Genomic DNA, 12,244 nt, shown 5'->3' with positions numbered 1-12,244 from the left:
AGGCCGCCGCCGGGCCGCGCCGCGGGTGCCGGGGGGACCCCCCCCCAGAGCCACCCCACCCGAGTTCCTCCCCCCCCCCCCCCCCCCGGCCCCCCCCCCCACGGGCGATGTCCGGGGCGCGTCCGCGTTCTGGCACAATGGTTCGTCGGCCTTCCGGTTCACGGCCCGCTGTCCTGCGGGGCGACCCGGCGGCATCACACCAAGGAGCATCATGAAGTCCGGTATCCACCCCGAGTACGTCGTCACCCAGGTGTCCTGCACCTGCGGCAACACGTTCACGACCCACAGCACCGCGACCTCCGGCAAGATCAGCGTCGAGGTCTGCAGCGCCTGCCACCCGTTCTACACGGGCAAGCAGAAGATCCTCGACACCGGTGGCCGCGTCGCCCGCTTCCAGGCGCGCTACGGCAAGAAGAAGTAGCTGCCTGACAGCGCCGGTGGTCCGCCCGACAACCTCTCCAGGGGCAGTCGGACGACGGACCACCGGCGCTTCTGCTTTGCCGAGGGAGTTTCGCCACCCGTCGAGGCAGTGCGTGTCCCGGTGAGGTGGTCCGCGCCGGGCCCGACGCGGCCTCGCGCCCGGACCGGGAGTACCCATGACCGACTCGTTCGCCGCCGCGCGGCCGCTGCTCGACGAGCACGCCGAGATCGAGCGCGCGCTGGCCGACCCGGCCGTGCACGCGGACGCGGCGCGCGCCCGCTCGCTCGGGCGCCGCTACGCCGAGCTGAACCAGGTCGCCGCGGCCTACCGGGCGTGGGAGCAGGCGCGCGACGACGCGGAGGCGGCCGCCGAGCTCGCCGCGGAGGACGAGGCCTTCGCCGCGGAGCTGCCGGCCCTGCGCGCGGCGGCGGACGACGCCGCCGAGCGGCTGCGGCGCGTGCTGGTGCCGCGCGACCCCGACGACGCGCGCGACGTCATCCTCGAGATCAAGGCGGGGGAGGGCGGCGACGAGTCGGCGCTCTTCGCCGGCGACCTGCTGCGCATGTACCTGCGGTACGCCGAGCGGCGCGGCTGGGCCACGCAGGTGCTCGACGCGACGGAGACCGAGCTGGGCGGCTACAAGGACGTGCAGGTCGCGATCAAGGCGCGCAGCGTCTCCGACCCCGCCGAGGGCGTGTGGGCCAGCCTCAAGTACGAGGGCGGCGTGCACCGCGTGCAGCGCGTGCCGGTCACGGAGTCGCAGGGGCGCATCCACACGTCGGCCGCCGGCGTGCTGGTGCTGCCCGAGGTGGACGACCCGGGCGAGGTGGAGATCGACCAGAACGACCTGCGCATCGACGTCTACCGGTCGTCGGGCCCGGGCGGCCAGTCGGTGAACACGACCGACTCCGCGGTCCGGATCACGCACGTGCCCACGGGGATCGTCGTGTCGATGCAGAACGAGAAGTCGCAGCTGCAGAACAAGGAGCAGGCGATGCGCGTGCTGCGCGCCCGGCTGCTCGCGGCGCAGCAGGAGGCCGCCGCCGCGGCCGCCGCCGACGTGCGGCGCTCCCAGGTGCGCACCGTGGACCGCAGCGAGCGGATCCGCACCTACAACTTCCCGGAGAACCGCATCGCGGACCACCGCACCGGGTACAAGGCGTACAACCTCGACCACGTGCTCGCGGGCGACCTCGACCCGGTGGTGCGCTCGGCCGTCGACGCCGACGAGGCGGCGCGGCTCGCAGCGGCCGGCGGACCCGGTGCCTGACGCCGTGCCCGGCGCCGTGGCCGACGAGGTGCCCCGCACCGCGGCTGCGGCGCTCCGCTGGGCGACCTCGCGCCTCGGGGCGGCGGGCGTGCCGAGCCCGCGCGTCGACGCGGAGGCTCTGCTCGCCCACGCCCTCGGCGTCGACCGGGCGGAGGCGCGGCGCCTCGCGGTGCTGGACCGTGCCCTGCCGGACGGCGCGGGCGACCGGTTCGCCGCCGACGTCGCGCGGCGCGCCGCCCGCGAGCCGCTGCAGCACCTCACCGGCGTGGCCCCCTTCCGGCACCTGGAGCTCGCCGTCGGGCCGGGCGTCTTCGTGCCGCGGCCGGAGACGGAGCAGGTGGCGCAGGTCGCGATCGACGAGGCGGCGCGGGTCGTGGCCCGGAAGGGCACGGCGGTCGTGGTCGACCTGTGCACCGGGTCCGGAGCCATCGCCCTGGCCGTCGCGACCGAGGTCCCGGGCGCCCGCGTGCACGCCGTCGAGCTGGACGCCGCTGCCCACGGGTGGGCGAGCCGCAACGTCGCCGCCGCGACCGGCGACCGGCCGGACGCCGTCGTCCACCTGCTGCGCGGCGACGCGCGGACCGCGCTGCGCGAGCTGGACGGCACCGTCGACGTCGTCGTCTCCAACCCGCCGTACGTGCCGCCGGGCGCGGTGCCGCGCGACCCGGAGGTGGCCGACCACGACCCGGCGGTCGCGCTCTACGGCCTGGGCGACGACGGGCTGGAGGTGCCGCGCGGCGTCACCGCCGCCGCGGCGCGCCTGCTGCGCCCCGGCGGGCTGTACGTCATGGAGCACGCCGAGGTGCAGGCCGCCGCGGCGCGCGCGATGGTGGCGGGCACGACCGTGGGCACGACCGGGTTCGGCGCGGTGAGCACGCGCGACGACCTCACCGGCCGGCCGCGGATGGTGGTGGCGCGCCGCTCCGACCGGGCGCCCGAGCGCCCGTCCCCGCACCCGGACGTCCGGCCGGCGGCCGGTCGAACCGTGACAGACTGAGCCCGTGAGCAGCGTGCACGACGTCACCGACCCGAACACCTGGGGCCCTGCGATCGACGAGGCGGTGAACACGGTCTCGCGCGGCGGCCTGCTGGTGCTGCCGACCGACACCGTCTACGGGATCGGCGCCGACGCCTTCGACGCGGAGGCCGTCGCGGCCCTGCTCGCGGCCAAGGGCCGCGGGCGCCAGATGCCCCCACCCGTCCTCATCCCCGACGTGCGCACGCTCGACGGCCTCGCCACCGAGGTCCCGGACGACGCGCGCAAGCTGGCCGAGGCGTTCTGGCCCGGCGGGCTCACGATCATCCTGCAGGCCCAGCCGTCGCTGCAGTGGGACCTGGGGGAGACGCACGGCACCGTCGCGCTGCGCATGCCCGACCACCCGGCAGCCCTGGCGCTGCTGCGGCGCACGGGCCCGCTCGCGGTGTCGAGCGCCAACGCCACCGGCAACCCGGCGGCTCTCGACGTCGTCGACGCGCAGGCGCAGCTCGGCGACGCGGTGACCGTCTACCTCGACGGCGGCGACGCGCCCGGCGGCGTCGCGTCGACGATCGTGGACGCCACCCGCGAGCGGCTGCGCGTGGTGCGCCAGGGCGCGATCACGCTCGAGGCGCTCAACGAGGTCGCGCCCGTGCGCGGCGTCGACGAGCCCGTCGAGGAGCCCACCGCCGACGCGCCCGAGGCCGACGACGCGAGCACGCCCGACCGGACCGAGGAGCACGGCTCCGCACCCGCGGAGGAGTCCGCCGGGTGAGGGCCTATCTGCTCCTGCTGCTCGTCGCGGCGGCGGTCACGTACCTCGCCACGCCGGGCGCGCGGTGGGTCGCCCGCCGCACGAACGCGATCACCGCGGTGCGGGCGCGCGACGTGCACGTGCAGCCGACGCCCCGGCTCGGCGGCCTGGCGATGCTGCTCGGCATCGTCGTCGCGGTGGTGCTGGCCTCGCAGATGCCGTTCCTCGCGGGCGTCTTCGAGACGGGGCCGCAGGCGTGGGGCATCGTCGGCGGGGCCGTCATCGTCTGCCTGCTCGGCTGGGCCGACGACGTGTGGGACCTGGACTGGATGACCAAGCTCGCCGGGCAGGTGCTCGCGGCGGGGTTCATGGCCCTGCAGCAGGTCCAGCTCACGTCGCTGCCCACCCCGGACTGGCTGTTCATCACCTCGTCGAGGATCTCGCTGTTCCTCACGATCCTGGTGGTCGTCGTGGCGATGAACGCGGTGAACTTCGTCGACGGCCTGGACGGTCTGGCCGCGGGCCTGATGGCGATCGGCGGCTCGGCGTTCCTGCTCTACACGTACGGGCTGACCCAGCAGGCGACGCCGGAGAACTACGCCAACCTCGCGACGCTCATGATGGCCGTGCTGGTGGGGGCGTGTCTCGGCTTCCTGCCGCACAACTTCTTCCCGTCGCACATCTTCATGGGCGACTCCGGCTCGATGGTGCTCGGCCTGGTCTTCGCGGGCTCGGCGATCACGATCACGGGGAACGTCGACCCCGTCTCGATGGGCGCGACGCTCTCCGGGGCGCAGGCCGTGCCGCTGTTCATCCCGCTGCTGCTGCCGGTCGCGGTGGTGCTGTTGCCCCTGCTCGACATGGCGATGGCCGTGGTGCGCCGCCTCGCGGCCGGCAAGTCGCCGTTCCACCCCGACCGCATGCACCTGCACCACCGGATGCTGGCGCTCGGCCACTCCCACCGGCGCGCGGTGCTCATCCTGTACGTGTGGGCCGCCGTCTTCTCCTTCGGGGTGGCCGCGCTCGTGCTGTGGGACTGGAAGGCCGTGCTGGCGGGCCTCGGCGTCGCCGTGGTGGTGGCGCTGCTCCTCACGCTCGGCCCGCTGCGCACCCGGGGCCGGTTCCTGGACGACGACGTCGCCACCGGCAGCCACCCGACGGTCGCGGCGGCGCACCCCGCGCCCGCTGCCCCCCGATCCCCGACCCCGCCCCCGGCCGCTCCGGCCGCGCCCACCCTGACGACGCACGAAGGACGCCACCGATGACGACGCCCGACACCCCTGGCCCGACGCCCGACCCCGCCGCCGGCGCGGCGGGCGAGCACGCCACCGACGCCGAGCGCCGGGTGCTGCGGACCGCGCTGCGGGACACGCTCCTGCTGGTCGGCGTGCTGGTGGTGCTGGGCGGCGGCATCGGCCTGCTGGTCGCCGGCCTGCCCGGGCTGTGGGGCGCCCTGGTGGGCGCCGCGATCGCGGCCTTCTTCTGCGCGACGACGATCTGGTCGATGATGCGCACCGTGGGGTCGAGCCCCGCGCGCATGGCGGCGTTCGTCATGGGCGCCTGGGTGGCCAAGATCGTCGTCCTCATCGTCGTGCTGGCGCTGCTCCAGGGCGCCACGTTCTACGCCCCGTGGGTGCTGATCGCCGTGCTCGGCGTGGGCGCGATCGGGTCCGCGCTGCTCGACTACCGCGCCGTGAACAGCGGACGCGTGCCCTACGTGCAGCCCTGACCGAGCCTTCCGGCCGAGCCTCCTGACCAGGGTGCTTGCGCCGGGCGACCATCCGTCGCCGGGGGCAACATCGTGCGCTTCTTCACAAGCCGCGAGATCTGGCCGGAAATTATGCTCCGGGATGTCGGAGCACCTGTGAACATCCGGTAGGCTGTCCGCGAATCCATGACGGCCAGGTCCGATGGCGTGCCCTCCCAGGAGTGGAGCGTCCGGACCGTACGACCTCCGGGAGAATCCCCTGTCTACGCCAGCGATCCCCCTGCTGCTTGCCGCCGAAGGCGGTGGCTTCCAAGCGCCGACGATCGCGGACTTCTTCCCGCCGGCCATCTTCTTCGAGGGCACGCCCTTCGAGTTCAACCGGATCATGCTGGTCCGCGTCATCATGGCGGCCGTCCTGCTGCTGGTCTTCTGCCTCGCCGCGCGTCGCGCCCGGCTGGTGCCCGGCCGGTTCCAGAACGGTGTCGAGATGGTCCTCGACTTCGTCCGCAACTCGATCGCCATCGAGGTGCTGGGCCAGGAGAACGGGCGCAAGTACTTCAAGCTGCTCGCGACCATCTTCTGCACGGTCCTCGTGATGAACATCGCGGCCGTCATCCCGTTCCTCAACATCGCGGGCACCTCGGTGATCGGCCTGCCGATCGTGCTCGCCGCGTGGACGTACGTGATGTACCTCGGGGCGGGCGTCAAGGCGCACGGCGTCGGCGGTTACCTCAAGAACTCGCTGTTCCCCCCGGGCGTGCCGAAGCCGCTGTACCTGCTGCTCGTGCCGATCGAGGCGCTCCAGGTCTTCATCCTGCGGCCGGCGACGCTCGTCATCCGGCTCCTGGCCAACATGGTCGCGGGGCACCTCATGCTCGCGATCTGCTTCGCGGCCACGTCGTTCTTCCTCTTCGACTCGGCCGGCGCGATGAAGCTCTTCGGGGCGGGCACGTTCGTGGCCGGCGCGGCGTTCTTCTTCTTCGAGGTCTTCGTGGCCGCCCTGCAGGCGTACGTCTTCGCGATCCTCACCGCCGTGTACCTCAACATGTCCGTCGAGGCGGAGCACTGACCGTCTCGCGGTTCCCGGCCTAGCCGGACCAGATCCACAACTGCACCCCACGAAAGCGACGCCGGGCCACCGTGGTCCGGCGCCCAACGGAAGGAAACCCAGTGGACGTCACCACCCTCGCCGAGGTCACCGGAAACATCGGCACCGTCGGTTACGGCCTCGCGGCGGTCGGCCCCGGCATCGGCCTCGGCATCCTCATCGGCAAGACGATCGAGGGCATGGCTCGCCAGCCCGAGGTGTCCGGCCAGCTCCGTACCACGATGTTCATCGGTATCGCCTTCGTCGAGGTGCTCGCGCTCCTCGGCCTGGTGGCCGGCTTCATCGTTCCGTGATGATGACCTCTTCCCTGAACACCCCCGCGGTTCTGGCTGCCGAGGGGACCGAGCAGAACATCCTGCTGCCGCACACGCCGGACATCGTGTGGTCGCTGATCATCGTGATCATCGTCGGGATCGTGTTCTACCGGTACGTCCTGCCCAAGTTCCAGGCCGTGCTGGACGAGCGCACCGCGAAGATCGAGGGCGGCATCGCCAAGGCCGAGAAGGCCCAGGAAGAGGCCGCGGAGGCGCTGAAGGAGTACCACCAGCAGCTCGCCGAGGCCCGTGCGGACGCCGCGAAGACCCGCGAGGAGGCGCGCGCCGAGGGCACCGCCATCGTCGCGGAGCTGCGCACCAAGGCGCACGAGGAGGCCTCGCGCATCGTCGAGACCGCCCACCGCCAGATCGAGGCGGAGCGCCAGACGGCGGCCGTCTCGCTGCGCGCCGAGGTCGGCGAGCTGGCCACCGAGCTGGCGTCCAAGATCGTCGGCGAGTCGCTGCAGGACTCCGCGCGCCAGTCGCGCGTCGTCGACCGCTTCCTCGACGAGCTCGAGGCCGCGGGCGACGAGTCGCGCACGGCGGCGCCGGTCGGCAACTCGGTCGGCAACTCGGTCGGCAAGGAGGGCTGATGCGGGGCACCAGCGGAGCATCCCTCGCGGCGGCGCAGGAGCGGTTCGAGCCGGTCCTGCGGTCCGCCGGGGCCGACGCGAAGGCGCTCGGCGAGCAGCTGTTCGCCGTCGTCGCAGCCCTGGACGAGTCCGGGCCGCTGCGCCGGTCGCTCGCCGACCCGTCGCGCGACCCGGAGGACCGTGCGGCCCTGGCCGGACGCGTGCTGGCCGGGGGCTTCGACGAGCGGGTCGTGGACCTCGTCACGGGCCTGGCGCGGTCGCGCTGGTCCGGCGACCGGGACCTCGCGGACGCCGTCGAGCGTCTCGGGCTCGACGCCGTGCTGGCGTCCGCCGAGGCGCGGGGCACCCTCGAGACCGTCGAGGACGAGCTGTTCCGGCTGACCCGGGCGCTCGTCGGGCAGCGTGAGGCGCGCCAGGTGCTCTCGGACGGCAAGACCGACCCCGAGCGCCGCGCGCAGCTCGTCGACTCCCTGCTCACGGGCAAGGTCGACGACGTGACGCTCGTGCTCGCCCGTCGGGCCACGACCGCCCTCCGCGGCCGCCGCTTCGTGGCGACGCTGCTGTGGTACGGGGAGATCGCCGCCGAGCGTCGCCGCCGCCTCGTGGCCACGGTCACGAGCGGCAGCGTGCTCAGCCAGTCCCAGCAGGACCGGCTCGGCGGGCTGCTCGAGCGTGCCTACGGGCGCCCCGTGCAGCTCAACGTCACGGTCGACGCCGCCGTCATCGGCGGCCTGCGCATCCAGGTCGGCGCCGACGTCGTCGACTCCACCGTGCTGTCCCGCCTGGCCGACGCCCGTCGCCGGCTGGCCGGCTGAACCCCTAGGCCCAGCGCCGGCTCCGGTCGGCTACGCAGAACGTGAGGCCGCGCGATACGCGGCCACGACAGGAGAGAGCAATGGCTGAGCTGACGATCCGGCCGGAGGAAATCCGCGCCGCTCTGGACAGCTTCGTGAAGTCGTACGAGCCCGAGGGCGCGGTCAGCGAGGAGGTCGGCCGCGTCACCGTCGCCGCCGACGGCATCGCCTACGTCGAGGGTCTCCCCGGCGCGATGGCGAACGAGCTGCTGCGGTTCGAGGACGGCACGCTCGGCCTCGCCCTGAACCTGGACGTCCGGGAGATCGGCGTCGTCGTCCTCGGCGAGTTCACGGGCATCGAGGAGGGGCAGGAGGTCCGCCGCACCGGCGAGGTCCTGTCCGTCCCCGTGGGCGAGGGCTACCTCGGCCGCGTCGTCGACCCGCTGGGCAACCCGATCGACGGTCTGGGCGACATCGAGAGCGAGGGCCGCCGCGCCCTCGAGCTCCAGGCGCCCGGCGTCATGCAGCGCAAGTCGGTGCACGAGCCGCTGCAGACCGGCATGAAGGCGATCGACTCGATGATCCCGATCGGTCGCGGTCAGCGTCAGCTGATCATCGGCGACCGGCAGACCGGCAAGACCGCGATCGCGATCGACACGATCATCAACCAGAAGGCCAACTGGGAGTCGGGCGACCCGAGCAAGCAGGTTCGCTGCATCTACGTCGCCGTCGGCCAGAAGGGCTCGACGATCGCGTCCGTGCGCGGCGCCCTCGAGGAGGCCGGCGCGCTCGAGTACACGACGATCGTCGCCGCCCCGGCGTCCGACCCGGCGGGCTTCAAGTACATCGCCCCCTACACCGGCTCGGCCATCGGCCAGCACTGGATGTACCAGGGCAAGCACGTGCTGGTCATCTTCGACGACCTGTCGAAGCAGGCCGAGGCCTACCGTGCCGTGTCGCTGCTGCTGCGCCGCCCGCCGGGCCGCGAGGCGTACCCCGGCGACGTCTTCTACCTGCACTCCCGTCTGCTCGAGCGCTGCGCCAAGCTCTCGGACGACCTGGGCGCGGGCTCGATGACCGGCCTGCCGATCATCGAGACCAAGGCGAACGACGTCTCGGCGTACATCCCGACCAACGTCATCTCCATCACCGACGGCCAGATCTTCCTCCAGTCGGACCTCTTCAACGCCGACCAGCGCCCGGCGGTCGACGTCGGTATCTCCGTCTCCCGAGTCGGTGGTGACGCGCAGATCAAGGCGATGAAGAAGGTCTCCGGCACGCTGAAGCTCGAGCTGGCGCAGTTCCGCTCGCTCGAGGCCTTCGCGATGTTCGCGTCCGACCTCGACGCGGCGTCGCGCGGCCAGCTGGCCCGCGGTGCGGTGCTGATGGAGCTGCTCAAGCAGCCCCAGTACACGCCGTACCCGGTCGAGGACCAGGTCGCGTCCGTGTGGGCCGGCACCAAGGGCAAGCTCGACGACGTCCCCGTCGAGGACGTCAAGCGGTTCGAGTCCGAGATGCTCGACCACCTGCGTCGCCACACCTCGGTGCTCTCCACGATCGCCGAGACCGGCAAGCTCGAGCAGGACACCGAGGACGCGCTGGCCGCGGCCGTCGAGGACGTGCGCAACGGCTTCCTCAAGGCCGACGGCACCCCGCTCGTCGGCGGCGACGACGAGGGCGACTCCGCGGACGTCGAGCAGGAGCAGCTCGTCGTGCAGAAGAAGGCCTGAGCATGGCCGGTGGAGCCCAGCGCATCTACAAGCAGCGGATCAAGTCGACGCAGTCGCTGAAGAAGATGTTCCGCGCGCAGGAGCTGATCGCGGCCTCCCGCATCGGCAAGGCGCGGGCGCGCACCGCCGCGGCGTCGCCGTACGAGCGTGCCATCACCCGCGCGGTGTCGGCCGTGGCGACGCACACGTCGACCAAGCACCCGCTGACGAGCGAGCGCCACGACACGGACCGCGTCGCGGTCCTCGTGATCGCCTCCGACCGCGGCATGGCCGGCGCCTACTCGGCGTCGATCATCCGCGAGACGGAGCGCCTCGTCGCGCAGCTGCAGGGCGAGGGCAAGCAGGTCGCGCTCTACGCGACCGGCCGGCGCGCCGTCTCGTACTACGGCTACCGCGGGCGCCAGCTCGCGGGGCAGTGGTCGTACGGCTCGGACAGCCCGGACTCGGACGTCGCCGGCGAGATCGCCGACACCCTGCTCGGGGCGTTCCTCGCCCCGGCGGACGAGGGTGGCGTCGGTGAGCTGCACGTCGTCTACACGCAGTTCGTCAACATGGTCACGCAGCGGCCGCGCGTCGTGCGGATGCTCCCGCTCGAGGTCGTCGAGGGCGTCGCCGCACCCGGCGAGCACGAGACGTTCCCGCTGTACGACTTCGAGCCGTCGCCGGAGAGCGTCCTCGACGCCCTCCTGCCGCGCTACGTCCGCAGCCGCATCTTCAGCTTCATGCTCGACGCCGCGGCGTCGGAGCTGGCCGCGCGCCAGCGGGCGATGCACACGGCGACGGACAACGCCGAGGACCTGATCCGCACCTACACGCGCCTGGCGAACCAGGCTCGCCAGGCGGACATCACCCAGGAGATCAGCGAGATCGTCTCGGGTGCCGACGCCCTCGCGGCGTCATGACGCCGGCCATGGCAGCAGCCCAGCCGGCTCTGACGACCGTACTGACATCCGCAACGTTCCTTTCGAAGCGAGGCAAGCAATGACCGCCACCACCGTGGAAGCCCCGGTCGAGCACCAGAGCGGACCCGGCGTGGGCCGTGTCGCGCGCGTGATCGGCCCCGTCGTCGACATCGAGTTCCCCGAGGACGCGATCCCCGACATCTACAACGCCCTGACGGTCGACATCGACCTGTCGTCGCAGGGCGAGGGGGAGAAGTCCTTCACCCTCATGCTCGAGGTCGCCCAGCACCTCGGCGACTCCCTGGTCCGCGCGATCGCGCTGAAGCCGACCGACGGCCTCGTGCGCGGCGCCGCCGTCACCGACACGGGCGCGCCCATCAGCGTGCCGGTCGGCGACATCACCAAGGGCAAGGTCTTCAACGTGACCGGCGACGTCCTCAACCTCGCCGAGGGCGAGAAGCTCGAGGTCACCGAGCGCTGGCCGATCCACCGCAAGCCCCCGGCCTTCGACCAGCTCGAGTCGAAGACCGAGATGTTCGAGACCGGCATCAAGTCGATCGACCTCCTCACCCCGTACGTGCAGGGTGGCAAGATCGGCCTCTTCGGTGGTGCGGGTGTCGGCAAGACGGTCCTCATCCAGGAGATGATCCAGCGCGTCGCGCAGGACCACGGCGGCGTGTCCGTGTTCGCCGGCGTCGGCGAGCGCACCCGTGAGGGCAACGACCTCATCGCCGAGATGGAGGAGGCCGGCGTCTTCGACAAGACGGCCCTGGTCTTCGGCCAGATGGACGAGCCGCCGGGCACGCGCCTGCGCGTCGCCCTGTCCGCGCTGACGATGGCGGAGTACTTCCGCGACGTGCGCAAGCAGGACGTGCTGCTCTTCATCGACAACATCTTCCGGTTCACGCAGGCCGGCTCCGAGGTGTCGACCCTGCTGGGCCGCATGCCGTCCGCGGTGGGCTACCAGCCCAACCTGGCCGACGAGATGGGCCTCCTGCAGGAGCGCATCACCTCGACGCGTGGTCACTCGATCACCTCGCTCCAGGCGATCTACGTGCCGGCCGACGACTACACCGACCCGGCGCCGGCGACCACGTTCGCCCACCTGGACGCGACGACCGAGCTCTCCCGCGAGATCGCGTCGAAGGGTCTGTACCCGGCGATCGACCCGCTGACCTCGACGTCCCGCATCCTCGACCCGCGCTACGTGGGCCAGGAGCACTACGACGTCGCCACCCAGGTGAAGTCGATCCTGCAGCGCAACAAGGAGCTGCAGGACATCATCGCGATCCTCGGTGTGGACGAGCTCTCGGAGGAGGACAAGACGGTCGTCGCGCGTGCGCGTCGTATCCAGCAGTTCCTCTCGCAGAACACCTACATGGCGAAGAAGTTCACCGGCGTGGAGGGTTCCACCGTGCCGCTGAGCGAGACCATCGAGGCGTTCAAGAAGATCGCCGAGGGCGAGTTCGACCACATCGCCGAGCAGGCGTTCTACAACATCGGCGGCCTCGAGATGCTCGAGGAGAACTGGGCCCGGATCCAGAAGGAGTACGGGGCCTGACGGTCTCGTCCCGCCGCGGGGGGGGAAGGAAGAGAGGAGGAAAAAGCAAGGGGGGGGGAGGAAAAGAAAAAAAAACACAAAAACAAGGGGAGCAAGAGAAAGGAAGAGGAAGA

13 protein-coding genes are annotated in these 12,244 nt (G+C 72.0%); all 13 read left to right on the top strand.

The window, feature by feature from the left end; all coding sequences use genetic code 11:
* Window positions 1-211: 211 nt before the first annotated feature.
* The 13 genes from rpmE to atpD all read left to right on the top strand — a co-directional run bounded on the left by rpmE (window position 212) and on the right by atpD (window position 12,131).
* On the top strand, window positions 212-421 hold the full coding sequence (gene rpmE / locus ACFVS0_RS20465) for a 50S ribosomal protein L31 (protein WP_430552481.1): 210 nt from the start codon (window positions 212-214) through the stop codon (window positions 419-421).
* Between the two features lie 175 nt (window positions 422-596).
* On the top strand, window positions 597-1,691 hold the full coding sequence (gene prfA, locus ACFVS0_RS20460; RefSeq protein WP_430552480.1) for a peptide chain release factor 1: 1,095 nt from the start codon (window positions 597-599) through the stop codon (window positions 1,689-1,691).
* The gene (gene prmC / locus ACFVS0_RS20455; protein WP_430588982.1) at window positions 1,684-2,688 is read left to right on the top strand and encodes a peptide chain release factor N(5)-glutamine methyltransferase; all 1,005 of its coding nucleotides are present in this window, start codon (window positions 1,684-1,686) and stop codon (window positions 2,686-2,688) included. Before prfA ends, prmC begins: the two co-directional genes overlap by 8 nt.
* A 4-nt stretch (window positions 2,689-2,692) precedes the next feature.
* Entirely contained in the window at window positions 2,693-3,442 is a 750-nt protein-coding gene (locus ACFVS0_RS20450; protein WP_430552478.1) for an L-threonylcarbamoyladenylate synthase, read from the top strand.
* Window positions 3,439-4,686: an MraY family glycosyltransferase gene (locus ACFVS0_RS20445; protein WP_430552477.1), complete on the top strand. Its 1,248-nt coding sequence runs from the start codon at window positions 3,439-3,441 to the stop codon at window positions 4,684-4,686. Before ACFVS0_RS20450 ends, ACFVS0_RS20445 begins: the two co-directional genes overlap by 4 nt.
* The gene (locus ACFVS0_RS20440) at window positions 4,683-5,150 is read left to right on the top strand and encodes a hypothetical protein (protein ID WP_430552476.1); all 468 of its coding nucleotides are present in this window, start codon (window positions 4,683-4,685) and stop codon (window positions 5,148-5,150) included. The genes ACFVS0_RS20445 and ACFVS0_RS20440 overlap by 4 nt, the downstream gene beginning before the upstream one ends.
* A 364-nt stretch (window positions 5,151-5,514) precedes the next feature.
* Window positions 5,515-6,198: a F0F1 ATP synthase subunit A gene (atpB, locus tag ACFVS0_RS20435; RefSeq protein WP_430552475.1), complete on the top strand. Its 684-nt coding sequence runs from the start codon at window positions 5,515-5,517 to the stop codon at window positions 6,196-6,198.
* A gap of 101 nt (window positions 6,199-6,299) precedes the next feature.
* Window positions 6,300-6,530: an ATP synthase F0 subunit C gene (locus ACFVS0_RS20430; RefSeq protein WP_079569652.1), complete on the top strand. Its 231-nt coding sequence runs from the start codon at window positions 6,300-6,302 to the stop codon at window positions 6,528-6,530.
* 2 nt (window positions 6,531-6,532) lie between these two features.
* On the top strand, window positions 6,533-7,144 hold the full coding sequence (locus tag ACFVS0_RS20425; protein WP_430564724.1) for a F0F1 ATP synthase subunit B: 612 nt from the start codon (window positions 6,533-6,535) through the stop codon (window positions 7,142-7,144).
* Complete coding sequence (locus ACFVS0_RS20420; RefSeq protein WP_430552474.1) at window positions 7,144-7,959, top strand: F0F1 ATP synthase subunit delta; 816 nt, start codon at window positions 7,144-7,146, stop codon at window positions 7,957-7,959. Before ACFVS0_RS20425 ends, ACFVS0_RS20420 begins: the two co-directional genes overlap by 1 nt.
* 80 nt (window positions 7,960-8,039) lie before the next feature.
* A complete protein-coding gene (gene atpA / locus ACFVS0_RS20415) occupies window positions 8,040-9,668 on the top strand; it encodes a F0F1 ATP synthase subunit alpha (protein ID WP_429767007.1) in 1,629 nt (542 codons plus the stop codon).
* 2 nt (window positions 9,669-9,670) lie between these two features.
* Window positions 9,671-10,570, top strand: a complete 900-nt coding sequence (locus ACFVS0_RS20410) for a F0F1 ATP synthase subunit gamma (protein WP_430564725.1) — start codon at window positions 9,671-9,673, stop codon at window positions 10,568-10,570.
* A 79-nt stretch (window positions 10,571-10,649) separates the two neighbouring features.
* Window positions 10,650-12,131, top strand: a complete 1,482-nt coding sequence (gene atpD / locus ACFVS0_RS20405; protein ID WP_430552472.1) for a F0F1 ATP synthase subunit beta — start codon at window positions 10,650-10,652, stop codon at window positions 12,129-12,131.
* Window positions 12,132-12,244: the final 113 nt, after the last annotated feature.

Source organism: Isoptericola sp. NPDC058082, assembly GCF_042885055.1.
Classification (GTDB): Bacteria; Actinomycetota; Actinomycetes; order Actinomycetales; family Cellulomonadaceae; genus Isoptericola.
The sequence above is the reverse complement of the archived record's forward strand: the minus strand, read 5'-3'. Positions and strand labels throughout refer to the sequence as shown.